We start from the raw sequence: 21,322 nt of genomic DNA, 5'->3' as shown, positions 1-21,322 counted from the left end.
TTGATAGTGGGTTGCCCGCAAATGAATCACTGTTGTAAGTGTCCTGTTGCTGCAATGCGTTCCCGCTATAGGTGAGAGGATAGGTTACAGAGAGTGACCTCGATTGGTTTTGGATGCAGGATAAATCCGGCCTTGGGTCGGTTTGTACGCAGGAAGGGAAATAGCCGGACACTTATATAACTAATGGCAGCCGGAGTGGCTGCCATTAGTTTTTACGCGGGCTGTGAAAGTTTCACAGCGTCAAGGTCAGGCACTTGACCAAGGCACCCGGCAGCAGGTTGGAGGCGGTATTGCGCTGGCTGTAAGTGCTGGCCGAGAGCAGCAACTCCCGATCAGCGGTCAGGGCCTCAAGTTGCGAGCCGAGCAACTGATAGACACTGTCATCAAAACGCATGGTGCTGACCGGCGCCTTGATTTCGCCGTTTTCCACCCAGAACGTGGCGAAGCGCGTCATGCCGGTCAGGCGCGCCGCTGGCAGGTCGGAATAGTTCAGGTACCAGAGGTTGCTGATATATAACCCGGTGCCCAACTGCTTGAGGATATCGGCCTGGGCCAGGCTGCCTGCCGCCATTTGCAAGGCGCTGGGCGACTCGTCGCTGCTGGCGCCGTTGGTGCTCAAACCGTATTCGGCGGCGCTGCGAGAGTTGATCAACTGGCCCTCGGCCTTGCCTGCCCGGATCAGGGGCACATCCCCGCGCGGGTAGCCTTCGGTGGAAAACGCCTGGCTCAGGGAACCGCTGATCTGTTCATTGATTGTCACCAGCGGGCTCAGTGATTGTTCACCGGCATACAGGCGCTGCAACGAACTGCCTTTGCTGGCGATGGCCTGGGCCGAAAAACCACCCCAGGTAATGATGCTGATGATTTCTTCCAGCGCTGGCGGTGCAAGGTAGGCACGGTATTGGCCGGGCGCCAGCTTGTGCAGCGGCCGCCCCAGAAACGCCAGTTGCTCGCGGGCCTGTTGAAAGCGTGCGGCAAATTCGGCGCTGTCCCAGGTGTGCCCGGCGTAGCTGGCCTTGACTGCTTCGCCATTGGCGTGGAACAGGCTGAAATCGAAGTTGAAGCTGTTGGCGCAATGCCAGCCGAACGCGCCCGAGGAACTGGCGAAACCACGGCTGATGGGGCCGGCGGCGTAGAAGCCGACCAGGTCGACGCCGTCGGCAGCCTGGCTGATATCGTCCAGCACCTGGGCCAGCGTCGGCAGCGGCCGTCGCTGTTCGTTGCTGCTTTGCCAGGCGTTGTGGTTGAGCAGCAGGTACGGATCACGTGGCAGCAGCGGCAAGGTTTCACGCAGCTGTTGCAGGGCATCGGCCAGACGCTGGCGATCCAGTGCCGCCTCGCCGGACAGGGTGATGCCCAGGTCGGCGTGGCGGCCATCGTTGATCAGCTTGAGGTTCAGGCTGGCCTGTTGCACTTGGCCGGCCTGGCGCACCTGTGCGTGGTTAAAACGCACGAACTCGGACGATTCATCCGCGTAACCCAGGTGGAACTGCTCCTTGTCGGTGACGGCCTGCTTGAGCCAGTCCACCAGTGCCTTGAAGTGGTTCATCAGGCATCGCCCCCAAATACGTCAATGTTACTGAATACACAGGCCGGAGACGCATGGCCAACGCGGATCACCTGGTTGGGCTCGCCCTTGCCGCAGTTGGGCGTGCCCAATACCTTGAAGGTGCTGGCGTCGCCGACCGCGCTGAGGTTGCGCCAGAATTGCGCGGAAATTGCCCGATAGTTGGGGTTCTTCACCACGCCCTTGAGTTCGCCGTTTTCAATCAACTGGCCCCACTCGCAACCGAACTGGAACTTGTTGCGCGCATCGTCGATGGACCACGAACGGTTGGTCGACATCAAGATGCCGTTTTCAATGCCACCCACCAGTTGCTCCATGCTTTTATCGCCGGCCTCGATATTCAAGTTAGCCATGCGGTCGATGGGCGGGCGGTTCCAACCGCAGGCGCGGCTGTTGGCAACGCCTGGCAAGTCGGCGCGAAATTGCGACAACGCACCGCCCAGGGGCTTGAGCAGCAGGCCATCGCGGATCAGGAATTGCTTGCTGGCGCGGGTGCCGTCGTCGTCATGGCTGTAGCTGGCGAGCTGTTCGGGGATGTCCGGGTCGAAGGTCACGTTAAGCAGCGGTGAGCCGTATTGCAGATGGCCGAAGTCGCTGGTCTTCACAAAACTGGTGCCGGCGTAGTTACGCTCGTCACCCAGGATGCGGTCGAGTTCCAGCGGATGGCCGATGGACTCGTGGATCTGCAGGATCATCTGGTCGGGCATCAGCAGCAGGTCACGTTGGCCGTGGGGCGTATTGGGTGCGAGCAGCAATTGCAGGGCTTCGTCGGCCACCTTGCGGGCGGCGCCCACCAGGCCAAAGCGCTGGATCACACCGGCACTGCCTTGCTGGCCGAAGTTGGTACCGCCCAGGGTGCGGGTCTGGCTGTCGTTGCCGTCGAAGGCGGTGACACTCAGGCCAGGAAAGACGAAGCGCTGGGCCTGACGTAGTTGCGCGCCGGCGCTGTTGAGGTAGATCTGCTCAACATGGGTGGTGCCCAGGCTGACTTCCCAAGTCACCAGGCGTTCATCCTTGGGCACGGCGGCAGATTCATCGCCGAGCAATTGGTAGCAGTCGCTCAGGGACGGGAAGGGCTGATCAAGGTCCGGAGACAGGTAGTCGGCGACTTCATTGGAAACCGGCTGCTGGTGCAGGTCGAGCAGGGCGTGGGGCTGGATCAGCCGGGCTTGCTGTTCGGCGCGCTCAAGGGCCGCTTGCAGGCCGGTAAGGGAAATGTCGTTGGTCGCGGCATAGGCTTCCACGCCATTGAGACGCACGGTAAGCATGGCGCCTTCATCGTGGCTCAGGTGTGGTGGTTCGGCGACGTTCTTGCGTACCGACAGGTACTGACCGGATTCGCGTACGTAGCGCAGGGAGAAGAATTCGGCACGGGTGCGCAGGGCACTGAAGTGCTGTTTGAGGGTGGCGTGGTGTTCGAACATGGGGCCTTCCTTGTGGGCGGCTCGGCGCGCGGCAGGCCAACAGAGTAGGCCGGGGCTGGGAGCTGATCAAGGAAAGTGTAGAGGGGGAGGTTTTGTGGTGGCTGTCAGGGCCTCATCGGGGGCAAGCCCCCTCCCACACTGACTGTGTTCACAAATTCAGATGTGAAAATACAGTCAAATGTGGGAGCTGGCTTGCCTGCGATATCAGGCGCCGCGGTGTATCAGTTACTGCGCAGTAGGGCCTACTTCACGCATCGGCTTGCCACGCACCGGCGCATCGCCTGCCACGTAGTAGTCGGCGGTGCTGCGCGGCAGTGGCTTGCGGCCACGGATCTTGTCGGCGATTTTTTCGGCGATCATGATCGTCGGCGCGTTCAGGTTACCGGTGGTGATGATCGGCATGATCGACGCATCGACTACACGCAGACCCTGCATGCCATGCACGCGGCCTTCGCCATCCACTACGGCCATCTCGTCGGTGCCCATCTTGCACGAGCAGGACGGGTGGAACGCGGTTTCGGCGTGCTCGCGGATGAACTTGTCGAGCTGCTCATCGGTTTGCACTTCAATACCCGGGCTGATTTCGCGGCCACGGTATTGATCCAGTGCCGGCTGCTGCATGATTTCACGGGTCAGGCGGATGCCATCGCGAAACTCCTGCCAGTCCTGCTCGGTGGCCATGTAGTTGAAGAGGATGCTCGGGTAGTCCCGTGGGTTCTTCGACTTCAGTTGCACGCGGCCACGGCTTGGCGAACGCATGGAGCCCATGTGTGCCTGGAAACCGTGCTCTTTCACACCGTTGCTGCCGTTGTAGTTAATCGCGACCGGCAGGAAGTGGTACTGGATGTTCGGCCATTCGAATTCCGGACGCGAACGGATAAAACCGCCGGCTTCGAACTGGTTGCTGGCGCCAATGCCAGTGCCGTTGAACAGCCACTCGGCACCGATGGCTGGCTGGTTGTACCAGAGCAGCGACGGGTACAGCGACACCGGCTGGGTGCACGCATATTGCAGATACAGCTCAAGGTGATCCTGCAGGTTTTCGCCGACGCCCGGCAGGTCGTGGACCACCGGGATGTCGAGGCTTTCCAGCAGCTTGGCCGGGCCGACACCGGAGCGTTGCAACAACTGCGGCGAAGCGATTGCACCGCTGCACACCAATACTTCTTTACGCGCACGGGCTTCAACGCGCTCTTCGGCGGCGCCGATCAGGTAGCGCACGCCAACGGCACGCTTGCCTTCGAACAACACTTTGTCGGTAAGGGCATGGGTGACGATGGTCAGGGTCGAACGCTTTTTAGCCGTGTCCAGGTAACCGCGTGCGGTGCTGGCGCGACGGCCATTCGGCGTGACGGTACGGTCCATCGGGCCGAAGCCTTCTTGCTGGTAACCGTTCAAGTCTTCGGTACGCGGGTAACCGGCTTGTACGCCGGCTTCGACCATGGCGTGGAACAACGGGTTGTTGCCCGCTTTCGGCGTAGTCACGCTGACCGGGCCTTCACCGCCGTGGTAGTCGTTCGGGCCAATATCGCGGGTTTCTGCCTTGCGGAAATACGGCAGGCAATCGAGGTACGTCCAGTCTTCCAGACCGGGCAGCTTCGACCAGTTGTCATAGTCCATGGCATTGCCACGGATATAGCACATGCCGTTGATCAGCGAAGAACCACCCAGGCCCTTGCCGCGACCGCACTCCATCCGGCGACCGTCCATGTGTGGCTCTGGATCGGTTTCGTAGGCCCAGTTGTAGCGGCGGCCTTGCAGCGGGAAAGCCAGGGCGGCGGGCATCTGGGTACGGAAGTCGAGGCGGTAGTCCGGGCCACCGGCCTCCAGCAGCAAAACGGTGACGCCTTCGTCTTCGGTCAGACGGGTCGCCAGGGTGTTACCGGCGGAGCCGGCACCCACAATGATGTAATCGTATTCTTGGGACATTGGATGCACCCTCTTTGAAGTCTAGTCAGGTCGGGCCTCATCGGGAGCAAGCCCCCTCCCACATTTGATCGGGTTCACACAGTCAAAGGTGGGAGGGGGCTTGCCCCCGATGGCGGCCTTACAGGCAATACAAGGCTCGGGTGTTAGAACACCGAGGCGTAATCGCCCAGCTCAACCTGTACCGATTTGATGCGGGTGAAGTTGTTCAGCGAGCTGATCCCGTTCTCACGGCCCACACCGGATTGCTTGTAGCCACCGACCGGCATCTTGGCGTCGGACTCGCCCCAGGCGTTGATCCAGCAGATACCCGCTTCCAGTTGATGAATCACGCGGTGGGCGCGGTTCAGGTCCTTGGTCACCAGGCCGGCAGCCAGACCGAAGTCGGTGTCGTTGGCGCGACGGATCACTTCTTCTTCGGTCTCGTAGGTGAGGATGCTCATCACTGGGCCGAAGATTTCTTCACGCACGATGGTCATCTCATCGGTGCAGTCGGTGAACACGGTCGGAGCCACGAAGGCGCCTTTGGCGAAGTCGCCGTCGGTCAGGCGATCGCCGCCGCACAGCAGGCGGGCGCCTTCTTCCTTACCTTTGGCGATGTAGCCCAGCACGCTTTCCATGTGGGCGAAGCTGACCAGCGGGCCGAAGTTGGTGTTGTCGTCCTGCGGGTCGCCGACACGGATGCGCGCAACGCGCTCGACAATCTTGGCTTCAAACGCAGCTTGCAGATGCTTGGGCACGAACACACGAGTGCCGTTGGTGCAGACCTGGCCGGAGCTGTAGAAGTTGGCCATCATCGCGATATCGGCGGCGCGATCCAGGTCGGCGTCTTCGAACACGATCAGTGGCGACTTGCCGCCCAGTTCCATGGTCACTTCCTTGAGCGACGAGCTCGAGGCGCTGGCCATGACTTTCTTGCCGGTGTCGGTGCCGCCGGTGAACGAGACTTTCTCGATGCGCGGGTGCTCGGTCAACCAGGTGCCGACTTCACGGCCGCTGCCGGTCAGTACGTTGAACACGCCAGCCGGAACGCCGGCTTCGGTGTAGATCTCGGCCAGTTTCAGGGTGGTCAGCGAGGTGACTTCGCTTGGCTTGAAGATCATCGCGTTGCCTGCGGCCAGGGCCGGGGCGGATTTCCACAGGGCGATCTGGATCGGGTAGTTCCACGCGCCGATACCGGCGACTACACCCAGCGGCTCGCGGCGAGTGTAGACGAAGGAGGTGTCGCGCAGCGGGATCTGCTCGCCTTCGATGGCTGGCACCAGGCCTGCGTAGTATTCCAGCACGTCGGCGCCGGTGACGATGTCGACGTACTTGGTTTCGGAGAAGGCTTTACCGGTGTCCAGTGTTTCCAGGGCGGCCAGTTCATCGTTGCGCTCGCGCAGGATGTCGACAGCACGACGCAGGATGCGCGAACGCTCCATGGCGGTCATGGCAGCCCAGATTTTCTGGCCCTTTTCAGCGCTGACCACGGCACGCTCGACGTCTTCTTTCGTGGCGCGTTGCACTTGGGCGAGAACTTCACCGTTAGCCGGGTTGATGGCTTCGAAGGTGGCATCGCTGCCAGCGTCGCTGTAGCCGCCGTCAATGTAGAGTTTTTGCAGGTCGAAACGGGCCATAAAGTCCTCGCAAGTGCATAAGTGGTTGGCGTTACCCGCCGTACAGTGGGCCATGGAGTTGTGGCAACACTGAGCGGCGGACGTTCAGGGGTTGAGCGTTTATAAGTGCTCTAACTCACCTGCTTGGCCAATTGGAAATCCATGTATTCGTAAGCGATCCGTTGCGCTTGCTCCGTGTCGAAAGCGTCTCCCGACAGGGCGCCGCGCAACCACAAACCGTCGATCAAAGCCGCCAGGCCGCGGGCTGCGCTGCGTGCCTCGGGTAACGGCATCGCACGGCGGAACTGGCAACACAGGTTGGAATACAGACGGTGATCGTTGATCCGCTGCAACCTGTGCAATGACGGGTGGTGCATGCTGGTGGCCCAGAAGGCCAGCCAGGTTTTCATTGCCGGGCCATTGACCTGGCTGGCGTCGAAGTTGCCTTCGATGATCACCTGAAGGTGTGCCCGTGGGCTGTCTTCCTTCAAGGCACGCCTGCGTTCGTGGACGTTCTCGATCAACGCATTCATCAGGTAGCGCATGGTCGCTGCGATCAGGCCGTTCTTGTCCTGAAAGTAGTGACTGATGATGCCGTTCGAGACGCCGGCCAGCCGCGCAATCAGCGCAATGCTGGCATCTCCCATTCCGACCTGATCGATGGCCGTCAAAGTGGCTTCGATCAACTGCTGGCGGCGTATGGGTTGCATACCGACCTTGGGCATGTAGCACCTCTCCTTAGGCCTGCCGATGGACGATCCACGTCCGTCGGCTTGAGGGCCAGTCTATTTTGTTTTGATTGAACGTTCAATCAACAAAGAATAAGATCTGCGACAAATGGTCGCTGCCTACAGATATTTCCTACCTGCGAGCTGCAACCTCTGACACCTGCAAAAACCCTTGAAACAGGCCACTTCAGAGCCTGATCACCGCTTCGGCGGGCTCAAGAATTTTCGGGGTGTCTTTATAACACCCGTCCGTCGACTGCCGAAAAATCGATGTCCCGGGATAACCGTTGCCTTGTGTTTCTCTCTCGCACTGCCTGGAGCATCTGCGCCATGAGTTCTGCCTCTCTTATAAAGACCCCGCCGGAAAAGGTCCGGGTCAACGGTTGGGTGTTCTACACCTCCACCGCGCTGATTCTGATATTGACCGCCATTCTGATCATCGCCCCGCAGGAGGCCGGGCGCCTGCTCGGCGTAGCCCAGGCGTGGCTGTCGAAAAGCTTCGGCTGGTACTACATGGTGGTTATCGCCGCCTACCTGGTGTTTGTGGTCGGTCTGGCGTTTTCGTCCTACGGGAAATTGAAACTGGGTAGTAAGGACGATACCCCGGACTTCAGCTACGGCGCCTGGGCCGGCATGTTGTTCTCGTCGGGCATCGGCATTTCGCTGTTGTATTTCGGTGCGTCCGAGCCGCTGGACCACTACTTCAACCCGCCCGAAGGCGCAGCGGCCAGCAATGGCGCGGCACGCCAGGCGCTGCAACTGACCTTTCTGCACTGGGGGCTGCACGGCTGGGCGATCTATGCCCTGGTCGGTTTGGCCGTGGCGTACTTTGCCTACCGCCATAACCAGCCGCTGGCCTTGCGTTCGGCGCTGTACCCATTGGTGGGCGAGCGTTGGGTGAAGGGCGCGGCCGGCCATGCGGTAGACGGTTTCGGCATGTTCGTCACCTTGCTGGGGCTGGTGACCAACCTGGGTATCGGCTCGATGCAGGTGTCGTCGGGGCTGGAAAACCTGTTCGGCATGGAGCACAGCAACACTAACTTGCTGATCGTGATCATCGTGATGAGCACCGTAGCGACCATCGCTGCTGTATCGGGCGTGGAGAACGGCATTCGCCGCCTGTCCAACCTCAACATCGTGCTGTTCAGCGGCTTGCTGATTTTTGTGCTGCTGTTCGGCCCGACCCTGCACCTGCTCAACGGCCTGGTGCAGAACACCGGCGATTACCTCAACGGCATCATTCTGAAAACCTTCGACCTGTATGTGTACGAAGGCGACGCCGACAAGACCGAGCGCTGGATGGGCCTGTGGACCCTGTTCTACTGGGCCTGGTGGATTTCCTGGGCGCCATTTGTGGGCATGTTCATCGCGCGTATTTCCCGTGGCCGTACCGTGCGTGAACTGGTGGCGGGCGTATTGCTTATCCCGCTGGGCTTTACCCTGGCGTGGCTGTCGATCTTCGGTAACTCGGCCCTGGACCTGGTGTTGAACCACGGGGCGGTGGAGTTGGGCAAGACGGCTCTGGAGCAGCCGTCCATGGCCATCTACCAACTGCTTGAGCATTACCCGGCATCGAAAATTGTCATCGGCGTATCGATCTTCGTGGGCTTTGTGTTGTTCCTGACCCCGGCGGATTCCGGCGCGGTGATGATGGCCAACCTGTCCTGCAAAGGCGGCAATGTGGACGAAGATGCGCCGCACTGGTTGCGGATCTTCTGGTCGGCGGTCATTACGCTGGTGACGATCGGCCTGTTGTTTGCCGGCAACTTCGAAGCCATGCAAACCATGGTAGTGCTGGCAGGGCTGCCGTTCTCGGTGGTGCTGATCTTCTTTATGTTCGGTTTGCACAAGGCGATGCGCCAGGACGTGGCCATCGAACAGGAGCAGGCGCAACTGGCTGAACGCGGGCGTCGTGGGTTCAGCGAGCGCTTGACGGCGCTGGACCTGCAACCGAGCCAGGCCACCGTGCAACGCTTTATGGACAAGCACGTAACGCCGGCGCTGGAAGAAGCGGCGGTTGCGCTGCGTGAGCAAGGTTTGGAAGTGCAGACACTGCTGGGCAAATCCAAGCGCTGCATTGGTGTGCGTATCGAGATGGAAGAGGGCAACCCGTTTGTCTACGAAGTGAGCCTGGATGCTTACTCGTCGGCGCCGGCTGACTTGCCTGAAGAAGAGCGCACCCGTTATTACCGTGCCGAGGTGTACCTGCACAACGGGCCTCAGGAATACGACCTGATGGGCTTCACCCAGGAACAGATCACCCGGGATGTGCTCGATCAGTTTGAAAGCCATCGGCAGCTCCTTGGCCGTGTCTATAGCTGATAGTTGAAACCTGGTGGTGCTTTGAATGTGGGAGGGGGCTTGCTCCCGATGGCGGTGTATCAGTAACAGATGTACTTACTGACACACTGCATCGGGAGCAAGCCCCCTCCCACATTGACCCAGTTGCTACAGTTGGTTTTGCAGTGTTTGCTAGCCCAGGTTCTTGCCTAAGAGGGCATGGTAGAGCTCACTGTCACCCAAGATCCCCACCACCTGGTTGTTGTCATGCAACACCAGCTTGTTCCCCGTCTGGTAGCGAATCTGTAACGCATCGCGCATACCGATGTTGGAGTCCACCAGCGTCGGCACCCGGCCCAGACCTTCCACCGCTTGCCCCGGCGCCCAATTCTGCAGGTTCATCGCCACGCCATTCTGGCGTGCGCCCTGGATGGTGTTGCCTTCGGCCAGGTCCAGCCACGAGTCACCACCCGGATCAAGGCACACCGAACCGTTCACGCGCTTGCAGTTGTCCAGCGTGCGCATCAGGCTGCGTCCGCACAGCACGTTCAGTGGGTTGGTGTGGGCGACGAAGGTGCGCACATAGTCGTCCGCCGGGTTCAGCACGATCTCTTCCGGCACGCTGTACTGGATGATCTTGCCGTCTTTCATGATCGCGATACGGCTGCCCAGTTTCAGCGCTTCATCCAGGTCGTGGCTGACGAACACGATGGTCTTGCTCAACTTGCGTTGCAGCTCCAGCAGCTCATCCTGCAAACCTTGGCGAATCAGCGGGTCGAGGGCCGAGAAGGGTTCGTCCATCAGCAGGATATCGGCGTCCATCGCCAGGGCGCGGGCCAGGCCGACGCGTTGCTGCATACCGCCGGACAGCTCGTCGGGCTTCTTGTTGCGCCATTGGCTCAGGCCCACCAGTTCAAGCTTTTCATCCACCAGCGTGCGCCGTTCCTTCTCCGGACGGCCCTGCATTTCCAGGCCGAAGCTGATGTTCTCGCGCACCGTCAGCCAGGGCATCAGGGCGAACTTCTGGAACACCATGGCGATGCGTTTGGTGCGCATCATTTTCAACTCGGCGGGGGTGCAGGAGGCGATGTCGATCTGGCGACCTTCATGCTCTACAAACAGTTGGCCACGGCTGACGGTGTTGAGGCCGTTGATGCAGCGCAGCAGGCTTGACTTGCCGGAACCCGACAAGCCCATCAGCACACAGATCTCGCCTTTCTCGATATCCAGGCTGGCCTTTTCAACGCCGACAATCTGCCCGGTCTTCTTCAGAATTTCGTTACGGCTCATGCCCTGGTCCAGCAGCTTGAGCGCTTCGCGTGGGTCTTTGGAAAAGATCACGTCGACATTGTCGAATCGGATAATGCTCATGCATCACCCCCTACTTTAGCGTCGGGTTGTTTGCAGATACGGTCGAGCATGATGGCCAGCAAGACGATCGCCAGGCCCGCTTCAAAGCCCAGGGCGATGTCAGCGGTGTTCAGTGCGTTGACCACCGGCTTGCCGAGGCCGTCGGCACCCACCAGGGCGGCGATCACCACCATCGACAACGACAGCATGATGCATTGGGTAATGCCGGCGGCGATGCTCGGCATGGCGTGGGGCAACTCGATGCGCGAGAGTAACTGGCGGCGCGAGCAGCCAAAGGCTTTACCGGCGTCCATCAGCTCTTGCGGCACATCGCGGATACCCAGGTAGGTCAGGCGGATCGGCGCGGCAATCGCGAACACCACCGTGGAAATCAGCCCGGGCACCACACCCAGCCCGAAGAGGGTCAGGGTAGGGATGAGGTAGACGAAGGTCGGTACGGTCTGCATCAGATCGAGCACCGGCCGCATCATGGTGTAGAACATCGGCTTGTGCGCGGCAACAATACCCAGCGGCACGCCGATGACCACGCAGACCAGGGTGGCGAACAGCACCTGCGCGAGGGTTTCCATGGTTTCCTGCCAGTACCCCAGGTTGAGGATCAGCAGGAAGGAGGCAATGACAAACACCGTCAGGCCCCATTTGCGTTGAATAAAGTGAGCCAGCAGCGCAATCAGACCGATCAATGCCAGCGGATTGAACCAGGTCAGCGCAAACGTCACGCCGTGGATCATCGTTTCCAGTGTCGATGCGATTGCGTCGAAATAGTTGGCACCGTGTTGGGTCAACCAGTCGACGAAGGCAGCGATGTACTGGCCTAGAGGGATTTTCTGTTCAGTCAGCATGGTAGTGAATGTCCACATGCGAAGGGGAAAACATCCCGGGCCAGCGCACCGGCCCGGGGTCAGCGGGTGCTATTTGGCGAGGTAAGCTTTGACGGCATCGAGCCCTGGTTTGCCATCGACGGTGGTGACACCGGCGAGCCAGGTGTCGAGCACTTGCGGGTTCTTCTGCAGCCAGGCCTTGGCGGCGGCGTCGGCCTTCATCTTGTCGTCCAGGACGTTACCCATCAGGGTGCTTTCCATGTCCAGCGTGAACACCAGGTTTTTCAGCAACTGGCCGACGTTGCTGCATTCCTGGGTGTAGCCCTTGCGGGTGTTGGTGTAGATGGTGGCCTGGCCATAGTTGGGGCCGAACGAATCGTCGCCGCCGGTCAGGTACTTCATCTTGAAGCGGGTGTTCATCGGGTGCGGTTCCCAGCCGAGGAACACAATGGCCTGGTTGCGCTTGGAGGCGCGTTCAACCTGGGAGAGCATCCCGGCTTCGCTGGACTCGACCACCTTGAAGCCGGCGGTCTTGAGGCCGAAGGCGTCTTTGTCGATCAGTGTCTGGATAGTGCGGTTGCCGTCGTTGCCCGGCTCGATGCCGTAGATCTTGCCGCCCAGCTCATCCTTGAATTTGGCGATATCGGCGAAGTCTTTCAGGCCCTTGTCGTACAGCGCCTGTGGGACCGCCAGGGTGTACTTGGCGTTTTCCAGGTTGGCGCGCACGGTTTCCACGGTGCCGGCATCACGGTACTGCTTGATGTCGTTTTCCATGGTCGGCATCCAGTTGCCGAGGAAGATGTCCATGTTCTTGCCGTCGGCCAGGGACTTGTAGGTCACCGGTACCGAAATCATCGTGGTGCGCGGCTTGTAGCCCAGGCCCTTGAGGATTTCGCTGGTGGTCGCGGTGGTGACGGTGATGTCGGTCCAGCCGACATCGGAGAAGTTGACGGTCTTGCACTGTTCCGGTTCTGCGGCGTGTGCCATGACGGGCAGACTCAGCATGGCGGCCAACAACAACGAGGGTGAACCTTTCATTGGGGTAGACTCCTGTGTCTTTTCTGGCGGCATTCGCCGCGCTTTATAAGTGTTGCGGTTGGAGCGTGCGACAACAGCTCTGGCGCGATGCCTTGCAAACGAGTCGAGACTGATCATGTACCAGTGAAAATCTGACGCCTACAGGGGGCGTCGTATCCAGTACAGGGAGGGTCGCATCCAGTACCGATGACGTCGCTTACAGCTTTTTCCCAAGGTAAAACTGCTGTTTTTACCCATCTGCACCGCAAAAAACGGCCAAAACAGGCGTTCGCACGCGAGCGACGCTGGTGAGCATGGATGCGTCGGTGTGAGACGCCGTGGCGAGCAACAAAAGCTTGATGATGCCGCCATCTGGGCGATCTGAGCGTAGCACCTCGTTCAAGCCCGGCCCGCGCTTATCGAGGAGTTACACGTTAATGGCTATCAGCGTTTTCGACCTGTTCAAGATCGGCATCGGGCCTTCGAGTTCTCACACCGTGGGCCCCATGCGCGCCGCGGCGTTGTTCGTGCAGGCGTTGCGTGAGCGTGAACTGTTGGAACGGGTTCGGCGTGTCGAAGTGCAACTGTACGGCTCGTTGTCTGCCACTGGCATCGGCCATGGCAGTGACACCGCAACCATCATGGGCCTGATGGGCGAGTGGCCGGACGCAATCGACCCCTCGCAAATCGGCGTACGCATTCAGACCTTGCGTGAAACCGACACCCTGTTGCTGGACAGCCGTTTGCCGGTGCCATTTGTGTGGGCGCGGGACATGCGCTTGCTCGACGAGAACCTGCCGTTCCACCCCAACGCCATGACCCTGGTGGTATGGGGTGATGACGGCGAACTGCATCGCGATACCTACTATTCGGTCGGCGGCGGCTTTGTGGTGGATGAGGCCCAGGCCCAAAGCGGCGTGGCCGATATGGACCGCACCGAATTGCCTTACGATTTTTCCAGTGCGGTGGAGCTGTTGCAGCTGTGCAAGACCCACAACCTGCGCGTCGCCGAACTGATGCTGGCGAACGAAAAGACTTGGCGCTCCGAAGAAGAAATCCGCAGCGGCCTGATGAAACTCTGGCGCGCCATGCAGGATTGCGTGGAGCAGGGCCTCAAGCACGAAGGCATCCTGCCCGGCGGCCTCAATGTGCGCCGTCGCGCCGCCAAGTTGCATCGCAGTTTGCAAGAGCTGGGCAAACCCAATGTGATCGGCTCGACCTTGAGCGCCATGGAGTGGGTCAACCTGTTCGCCCTTGCGGTCAACGAAGAAAACGCCGCCGGTGGGCGCATGGTGACGGCGCCCACCAATGGCGCGGCGGGGATCATCCCGGCAGTGCTGCACTACTTCATGAAGTTCAGTGAGGAGGTCACCGAAGCCAACGTGGTCGACTATATGCTCGGCGCGGCGGCGGTAGGTATCTTGTGCAAGAAGAACGCTTCGATCTCCGGTGCTGAAGTCGGCTGTCAGGGTGAAGTAGGCTCGGCTTGCGCGATGGCCGCAGCTGGCTTGGCGGAGATTCTAGGTGCCACGCCGGAGCAGGTGTGCAACGCCGCTGAAATCGGCCTGGAACATAACCTCGGCCTGACCTGCGACCCGGTCGGCGGCCTGGTACAGGTGCCGTGTATCGAGCGCAATGCGATTGCGGCGGTGAAGGCCATCAACGCGGCGCAAATGGCCCTGCGCGGCGACGGCCAGCACTTTATCTCCCTGGACCGGGTGATCCGCACCATGCGTGATACCGGGGCCGATATGCATGACAAGTACAAAGAGACATCACGCGGTGGGTTGGCGGTGAGTGCGGTTGAGTGCTGAGACCCAGTCGCCTGCATCGGGGCTTGCCCCCTCCCACACTTGATTTGTGAACACCTTCAAAATGTGGGAGGGGGCTTGCCCCCGATAGCAATAGTGCAGACACAATTGCTCATAAAGTGAACACCAGATCAAAAAACGCCACCTTTTAGCGCGTCGCAAACAGATAAGTAGCTACCAAACGATTTCCCTCTCGTCACCTGCGCATTGTGCTTTGGGTGACAGACACGTCCTACGCCCGCAAAGCGCCTTCCCACAAGTGCTACCGATTTGCTCACACGCTTTGAGTAGCACCCTTCTCACGTCATATCCCGCACCCCACGCGCGGGCTTATATAGACGCATCAACAGGTCGTTTTCAGGAGTTATTGAATAGCCATTCAATTTTAGGCACGGCATTTGCTCTATCAATTCAAAGCCTCTCCTTTTCAGGGAGCGCGCAATAACAAGAGCCTCGCCTGAGGCCATCACCCGCTTTGTGTGAGGAGATACCGCGATGACGTCGTTCAACTCCGGGGGCCAACCCCAGAACCGTGCGCCTCAATCCATCGGCTTTCTGCTGCTGGACAATTTCACGCTGATTTCCCTGGCTTCGGCAGTGGAACCGCTGCGTATGGCCAACCAGTTGTCCGGCCGCGAGCTGTATCGCTGGACCACTCTGAGTGTCGACGGTAACCAAGTGTGGGCCAGCGACGGTCTGCAGATCACTCCCGATGCCTCCATGCACAAAGCCCCGGCCCTGGACACCGTCATCGTGTGCGGCGGCGTGGGTATCCAACGCACTGTCACTCGTGAGCATGTGTCGTGGCTGCAAGGCCAGGCGCGCCAGTCCCGGCACCTAGGCGCGGTGTGTACCGGCAGTTGGGCCTTGGCCTGCGCGGGTTTGCTCGATGGTTTTGATTGCAGCGTGCACTGGGAATGCCTGGCGTCGATGCAGGAAGCCTTTCCGCGCGTCGCGATGAGCACGCGTCTGTTCACGCTCGACCGCAACCGCTCCACCAGCTCCGGCGGCACTGCGCCGTTGGACATGATGCTGCACCTGATCAGCCGCGACCACGGCCGTGAATTGTCGGCTGCCATCTCCGAGATGTTCGTCTACGAACGCATCCGCAACGAACAGGATCACCAGCGCGTGCCGCTCAAGCACATGCTCGGCACCAACCAGCCGAAGCTGCAGGAAATCGTCGCGCTGATGGAAGCCAACCTGGAAGAGCCGATTGACCTGGATGAACTGGCGGTGTATGTCGCCGTGTCGCGCCGCCAGTTGGAGCGGCTGTTCCAGAAATACCTGCACTGCTCGCCGTCGCGTTATTACCTCAAGCTGCGCCTGATCCGTGCACGGCAGTTGCTCAAGCAAACACCGATGTCGATCATCGAAGTGGCGTCGGTGTGCGGGTTCGTGTCGACGCCGCACTTCTCCAAGTGCTACCGCGAATACTTCGGCATACCGCCACGCGATGAACGTGTTGGCTCCAACACCACCCAGCAAGTAGCGATGATGTCGATTCCGCAGGCACTGGTGTTGTCACCGTTGTCGGGGCCGATGTCGGCGTTGAGCCAGGCCAGGAACGAGTCGACGTTTGCCAGTGTAAGGCTCTAAACCGAGTCGTCTGCATCGCAGGCAAGCCAGCTCCCACCTTGGAATGCGTTCTCCTGTGGGAGCTGGCTTGCCTGCGATAGCGGTATTTTCAGGCGCCGGAGTTCTGTTTGAATTGCATCAGCGCCGGCAACAACTGCTTGTCGATCGCCTGGCGTACCGCCGGCAAAATCGTCGCACTGCCGCTGTACATTTTTTCAACCATGCCCTTGAGCGCCTTGGCCCGCGCCTCGCTCAAACCGCGCACCGCACATTCACACGCCTGCTCGGCGGTGGTACCGCTGGATACTTCAAAACCCAGCGAGCGCAGTTGGCTCAGCAGGTCATCCTGGTCAATCAAATCCGCGTGCATCATGACGTTTATCCTGGTGTAGGGAACAGGGATTGACCTGGATTCTGGTTGGCCCCCGCTGGGTGGGCAAGAGCAGAATCGAGCAATGGCTTGGATGGCTATGAACAGGTCGTTTTCGGGTCACTTGGCAATACGGTTAATAGGCACACTGATCCCAGGCACGCAGCTTGACGGTTTGGTCACCCTCCAGATGCACAGCTCACACAAGGCCCCTCTGCCCCGATCCAGTCACGGCTGGCTCGGGGCTTTTTTTGCCGGCAAACCGATGACACGGCCAAGCAGGGCGGGCCTTGGCAGCTCGGCCTGTGCAGCGCTGATCGCGTCGAGCCGTTGCAGCGTGGCCTCGGTGAACGGTGTAGCTTGCGGCCCGGCCAGATCGACGTGCAGCAGCATCTGTTCATTGCCGGCCAGTTCCTTGTCATCGCCCACCCGGTGCAGGCTGTGATACAGGTGCAGGCGCTTGGCGTCATGGGCGATCAGTTGGGTGTGCACTTCAACCTCGGCGCCCAGTTTCACTTCGTGCAGGTAGTTCAGATGCAGCTCCAGGGTGAACAATGAGTGGCCGCTGGCTTCACGGTTGTCGCTGTCCAGGCCCAGGGTGTCCATCAGCGCGTCGGTGGCGTAGCTGAAGATCAGCAGGTAGAACGCGTCGCGCAGGTGGCCGTTGTAGTCCACCCAGTCGGGAAGGACTCGGGTGGTATAGGTGGTCAATGCGGGCATTATCGGTTCCCTTTATTCGGCGAAGGTCATGCCGTGCCGGGCCTTGGTGGTTTTCACCGCCTCAAGCACTGCCAACAGGCAATCATCACGATAGCGTTCCAGCGCCGAAATGCTGTGTTGGCCTAACTGATCGCTAGTGCCATCGACGACGTCGTCAATCAGCTTGTCGGTCAGCTCCGGTGCTGGCAGGTAGGTCCATGGTAACTGCAACGCCGGGCCGAATTGCGCCATGAAGTGCCGCATACCGGCATCACCGCCTGCCAGGGTGTAGGTGAGGAAGGTACCCATGAACGACCAGCGCAAGCCGGCGCCAAAGCGAATCGCGTCATCGATTTCGCCGGTGGTGGCCACGCCGTCATTGACCAGGTGCAGCGCCTCGCGCCACAACGCTTCGAGCAGCCGGTCGGCAATAAAACCGGGCACTTCCTTGCGCACATGCAGCGGGCGCATACCGAGGGATTCATACACCTTGATGGCCGCCTGGATCGCTTCAGGCGCAGTGCGCTTGCCGCCCACCACCTCCACCAAGGGCAGCAGGTAAACCGGGTTGAACGGGTGGCCGACCACGCAGCGTTCCGGGTGGGTCGAACCTTCATAGAATTCGCTTGGCAACAGCCCGGACGTGCTCGAACCGATCAACGCATTCGGCTTGGCCGCCGCGCTGATCTGGCTGTGTAACTGCAGCTTGAGCTCCAGGCGTTCCGGGGCGCTTTCCTGAATGAAGTCGGCGTCCTTGACGCACTCCTCGATGGTGCTGACAAAGCGCAGCCGATGCTGGGAGGCACCCGCTGCCAGGCCTTGTTTTTCCAGCGCGCCCCAGGCATTGGCGACGCGTTTGCGCAAGGCTGCTTCGGCACCGGGGGCAGGGTCCCAGGCGACCACATCCAGGCCGTGGGCGAGGGCACGGGATACCCAACCGCTGCCGATAACACCGCTGCCCAAGGCAGCGAAGGTTTTGATGTCAGTGATAAAGCTCATTGGCACATTCCTAAAGAGTTCGGGGATCCCCTCCCACATGTTTAACCGCGTTTGGTCAGGCCCATCTTGATTCGGCCCTCGGCCGGGGTCATGACCCGCGCACCCAGCCGGCTGAGGATTTCACGGGCGCGTTCCACCAACTGGCCGTTGGTGGCGAGCACGCCTTTGTCCAGCCACAGGTTGTCTTCCAGGCCCACCCGTACATTGCCGCCCAGCAGCACCGCTTGCGCGGCCATCGGCATTTGCATGCGACCAATCCCGAACCCTGCCCACACCGCGTCGGCGGGCAGGTTGTCGACCATGGCTTTCATGGTGGTGGTGTCGGCCGGCGCGCCCCAGGGAATGCCCAGGCACAGTTGGAACAGCGGGTTATCGAGCAGCCCTTCCTTGATCATCTGCTTGGCGAACCACAGGTGGCCGGTGTCGAAAATTTCCAGCTCGGCCTTTACGCCCAGGGCCTGGATACGCTTGGCGCCGGCCCGCAGTTGCGCCGGGGTGGACACGTAAATGGTGTCGCCGTCGCCGAAGTTGAGGGTGCCGCAGTCCAGGGTGCAGATCTCCGGCAGCAGTTCCTCCACATGCGCCAGGCGGGTCAGTGGGCCGACCAGGTCAGTGTTGGGGCCGAAGTCCATCGGGTTCTCGCCGCCACCGATTTCCAGGTCGCCGCCCATGCCGGCGGTGAGGTTGACGATGATGTCGATGTCGGCCTCGCGGATGCGTTCCATCACTTCACGGTACAGGGCTACATCGCGGCTGAATTTGCCGGTGTGCGGGTCGCGCACATGGCAGTGCACCACGGTGGCGCCGGCCTTGGCGGCTTCTACTGCGGCGGCGGCAATTTGTTTGGGGGTGACCGGCACGTGCGGGCTTCTGGCGGTCGTGTCGCCAGCACCGGTGAGTGCGCAGGTGATGATGACGTCGTGGTTCATGAGGCGGTTCCTTACAGGCGTGGTGGTGCCGTTCGCGGTCGCAAGTGGCCGCGAAACGGTGATTCGGAGAAGGTTATTTGCTGGTGAGTTTCAGGTTGGCGGCCGCGGGTTTGCCATCGAACGTGGTCACGCCCTCCAGCCAGCGCTGCTGGTCTTGAGGGTGATCCTTGAGCCACTGCCTGGCGGATTCCAGGGCATCCTTGTGATCGAGCAGCGGCTGCATCATGCGGCTCTCGTCGGCGGCGGTGAACGTCAGGTTGGTCAGCAGCGTGTGCACGTTGGGGCACTGCTCGGCGTAGGTTGGCGACGTGACGGTCCATACGCTGGCCCGGCCTTCGTTCGGCCCCAGGGCGTCTTCGCTGCCGGTGAGGTAGGTCATCGCCACATTCACGTTCATCGGGTGCGGCGCCCAACCAAAGAACACCACGGCTTCCTTGCGGCGCACGGCGCGGTCCACGGCGGCCAACATGCCGGCTTCGCTGGACTCCACCAGTTGGAACTTGCCCAGGCCAAACTGGTTCTTGGCAATCATCGCCTTGATCTGGGTATTGGCACCCGAGCCAGGCTCGATGCCGTAGATCTTGCCGCCCAGCTCTTTCTGGAACCTGGCGATGTCAGCGAAGGTCTTCAGGCCCTTGTCCGCCAGATAAGTCGGCACCGCCAGGGTGGCGCGCGCGTCTTCCAGGCTGGGTTTATCCAGGACCTTGACCTGCCCGGCCTCGACAAACGGCGTGATGGTCTGGGTCATCAGCGGGTTCCAGTAGCCCAGGAACAGGTCCAGGCGTTGGTCGCGGATACCGGCGAAGATGATTTGCTGGGAGGCGCTGGTTTGTTTGGTCTTGTAGCCGAGGCCGTCGAGCAGCACTTGAGTCATGGCGCTGGTGGCGATCACGTCGGTCCAGTTCACCACGCCCATGCGTACGTTCTGGCATGAAGCGGCATCCGCTGCCATGGCGTTAGTGCTCAAAACGGCGCTGGCGCTGAGTGCAAGTACGCAACGGCGGATCAGTCGGTTCATGGTGGGTCCCTCGGCAGGTCGTTATTGTGGGGGCCGGTGTCTTTGTGCACCGTGACGCCACGTTACGCAGCTTGGCGAACCACAAAGCGCACGACGGCGACCGGCTCTTGCACTGCAGCGACCTGTCCCCTTGAATCCGTGCATGAACGGGAGTATCACAGTGCCACGCTGCCCGCCCCACGAGAGCGCCACCATGTCCCAGGATTTCTACTTCTTGCTGATGCCGGGTTTTTCGGCCATCGGTTTTATCTCGGCCTTGGAACCGTTACGGGTCGCCAACCGCTTTCGTGGCGAGTTGTACCGCTGGCACATATTGAGTGCAGATGGCGGTGCGGTGCTGGCGAGCAACGGTATGTCGGTCAACGCCGACGCCGCGCTGGAGCCGCTGGAAAAAGGCGCCACATTATTAGTGGTGGCCGGTTTCGAGCCTTTGCAATGCTCCACCCCGGCGCTGGAGCATTGGCTGCGTCGCCTCGATCACGACGGCGTGACCTTGGGCGCCATCGACACCGGCGCCTGTGTGCTGGCCGAAGCGGGGCTGCTCGATGGCCACCGCCTGACCCTGCACTGGGAAGCCATCGACGCCTTCAAGGAAGCCTATCCGCAATTGAGCGTGACTCAGGAACTGTTCGAGATCGACCGTCGCCGCATTACCTGCGCCGGCGGCACCGCGTCCATCGACTTGATGCTCGATCTGATCGCCCAGGCCCACGGCTCGGAACTGGCGGTCCAGGTCTCGGAGCAATTCGTGCTTGGCCGTATACGCCCACGCAAAGACCACCAGCGCATGCAGATCGCCACGCGCTACGGCATCAACAACAAGAAACTGGTGCACGTGATCGGCGAAATGGAGCAACACACCGAACCGCCCCTGAGCACCCTGGCCCTGGCCGACGCGATCAAGGTCACCCGGCGCCAACTGGAGCGCCTGTTTCGTCTGCACCTGAACGACACCCCGAGCAACTTCTATCTCGGCCTGCGCCTGGAGAAAGCCCGGAAACTGCTGCGCCAGAGCGACATGAGTGTGCTGGAAGTGAGCATTGCGTGTGGGTTTGAGTCGCCGTCCTATTTCACCCGCAGCTATCGCGCCAGGTTTGCCAAGTGTCCTAGGGAGGATCGCCGGCGGGAGGTGGTTTGACGGGTAATTAGAGTCAATTATGCTGGGAACTATAATTTATAGTTCGTT

At 60.6% G+C, this 21,322-nt stretch carries 17 protein-coding genes; 4 read left to right on the top strand and 13 right to left on the bottom strand.

Annotated features, from left to right (window positions below):
- Positions 1-232 precede the first annotated feature (232 nt).
- The 5 genes from E4P01_RS00965 to betI form a co-directional block, all read right to left on the bottom strand.
- Positions 233-1,549, bottom strand: a complete 1,317-nt coding sequence (locus tag E4P01_RS00965) for a TldD/PmbA family protein (RefSeq protein WP_216090408.1) — start codon at positions 1,547-1,549, stop codon at positions 233-235.
- The gene (locus E4P01_RS00960) at positions 1,549-2,991 is read right to left on the bottom strand and encodes a TldD/PmbA family protein (RefSeq protein ID WP_078822529.1); all 1,443 of its coding nucleotides are present in this window, start codon (positions 2,989-2,991) and stop codon (positions 1,549-1,551) included. The genes E4P01_RS00965 and E4P01_RS00960 overlap by 1 nt, the downstream gene beginning before the upstream one ends.
- Before the next feature lie 225 nt (positions 2,992-3,216).
- Complete coding sequence (gene betA / locus E4P01_RS00955) at positions 3,217-4,920, bottom strand: choline dehydrogenase (protein ID WP_005792174.1); 1,704 nt, start codon at positions 4,918-4,920, stop codon at positions 3,217-3,219.
- A gap of 143 nt (positions 4,921-5,063) precedes the next feature.
- Positions 5,064-6,536, bottom strand: coding sequence for a betaine-aldehyde dehydrogenase (betB, locus tag E4P01_RS00950; RefSeq protein ID WP_078822527.1), 1,473 nt, complete (start codon positions 6,534-6,536; stop codon positions 5,064-5,066).
- A 110-nt stretch (positions 6,537-6,646) separates the two neighbouring features.
- Positions 6,647-7,240: a transcriptional regulator BetI gene (betI, locus tag E4P01_RS00945; protein WP_032879040.1), complete on the bottom strand. Its 594-nt coding sequence runs from the start codon at positions 7,238-7,240 to the stop codon at positions 6,647-6,649.
- 390 nt (positions 7,241-7,630) lie between these two features.
- Here betI and E4P01_RS00940 point away from each other — a divergent pair, with 390 nt between their 5' ends.
- A complete protein-coding gene (locus E4P01_RS00940) occupies positions 7,631-9,565 on the top strand; it encodes a BCCT family transporter (protein ID WP_228309931.1) in 1,935 nt (644 codons plus the stop codon).
- 150 nt (positions 9,566-9,715) lie between these two features.
- Here the strand turns inward: E4P01_RS00940 and choV are convergent, their stop codons facing one another.
- From choV to E4P01_RS00925, 3 genes are all read right to left on the bottom strand, one after another.
- A complete protein-coding gene (gene choV / locus E4P01_RS00935) occupies positions 9,716-10,894 on the bottom strand; it encodes a choline ABC transporter ATP-binding protein (RefSeq protein WP_078822526.1) in 1,179 nt (392 codons plus the stop codon).
- Positions 10,891-11,736, bottom strand: coding sequence for a choline ABC transporter permease subunit (choW, locus tag E4P01_RS00930; RefSeq protein WP_003194913.1), 846 nt, complete (start codon positions 11,734-11,736; stop codon positions 10,891-10,893). The genes choV and choW overlap by 4 nt, the downstream gene beginning before the upstream one ends.
- 69 nt (positions 11,737-11,805) lie before the next feature.
- Entirely contained in the window at positions 11,806-12,753 is a 948-nt protein-coding gene (locus E4P01_RS00925; RefSeq protein WP_032879044.1) for a choline ABC transporter substrate-binding protein, read from the bottom strand.
- A gap of 416 nt (positions 12,754-13,169) precedes the next feature.
- Between E4P01_RS00925 and E4P01_RS00920 the strand changes: the two genes are divergently transcribed.
- Together E4P01_RS00920 and E4P01_RS00915 are read left to right on the top strand one after the other, a co-directional pair.
- Positions 13,170-14,546, top strand: coding sequence for an L-serine ammonia-lyase (locus E4P01_RS00920; RefSeq protein WP_032879045.1), 1,377 nt, complete (start codon positions 13,170-13,172; stop codon positions 14,544-14,546).
- 492 nt (positions 14,547-15,038) lie between these two features.
- Complete coding sequence (locus E4P01_RS00915; protein ID WP_078822525.1) at positions 15,039-16,142, top strand: GlxA family transcriptional regulator; 1,104 nt, start codon at positions 15,039-15,041, stop codon at positions 16,140-16,142.
- A gap of 88 nt (positions 16,143-16,230) precedes the next feature.
- On the opposite strand, the gene E4P01_RS00910 is transcribed toward E4P01_RS00915, so the two are convergent.
- From E4P01_RS00910 to E4P01_RS00890, 5 genes are all read right to left on the bottom strand, one after another.
- Entirely contained in the window at positions 16,231-16,494 is a 264-nt protein-coding gene (locus E4P01_RS00910; protein ID WP_032879047.1) for a hypothetical protein, read from the bottom strand.
- Between the two features lie 225 nt (positions 16,495-16,719).
- Positions 16,720-17,211: a thioesterase family protein gene (locus E4P01_RS00905; protein ID WP_032879049.1), complete on the bottom strand. Its 492-nt coding sequence runs from the start codon at positions 17,209-17,211 to the stop codon at positions 16,720-16,722.
- Between the two features lie 12 nt (positions 17,212-17,223).
- Complete coding sequence (locus E4P01_RS00900) at positions 17,224-18,189, bottom strand: L-carnitine dehydrogenase (protein WP_078822524.1); 966 nt, start codon at positions 18,187-18,189, stop codon at positions 17,224-17,226.
- Positions 18,190-18,230: 41 nt separating this feature from the next.
- Positions 18,231-19,118 carry a 3-keto-5-aminohexanoate cleavage protein gene (locus E4P01_RS00895; RefSeq protein WP_078822523.1) on the bottom strand — a complete coding sequence of 296 codons (888 nt, stop codon included), beginning with the start codon at positions 19,116-19,118 and terminating at the stop codon, positions 18,231-18,233.
- A gap of 73 nt (positions 19,119-19,191) precedes the next feature.
- Positions 19,192-20,136 (bottom strand): choline ABC transporter substrate-binding protein, encoded by a 945-nt coding sequence (locus tag E4P01_RS00890; protein ID WP_032879054.1) that lies wholly within the window; start codon positions 20,134-20,136, stop codon positions 19,192-19,194.
- Positions 20,137-20,329: 193 nt separating this feature from the next.
- Between E4P01_RS00890 and E4P01_RS00885 the strand changes: the two genes are divergently transcribed.
- Complete coding sequence (locus E4P01_RS00885) at positions 20,330-21,274, top strand: GlxA family transcriptional regulator (RefSeq protein WP_005792161.1); 945 nt, start codon at positions 20,330-20,332, stop codon at positions 21,272-21,274.
- The last annotated feature ends 48 nt before the right edge of the window (positions 21,275-21,322 follow it).

The organism is Pseudomonas sp. NCIMB 10586 (genome assembly GCF_023127895.1).
Classification (GTDB): domain Bacteria; phylum Pseudomonadota; class Gammaproteobacteria; order Pseudomonadales; family Pseudomonadaceae; genus Aquipseudomonas; species Aquipseudomonas synxantha_A.
This window is presented reverse-complemented; position numbering and strand designations above follow the sequence as displayed.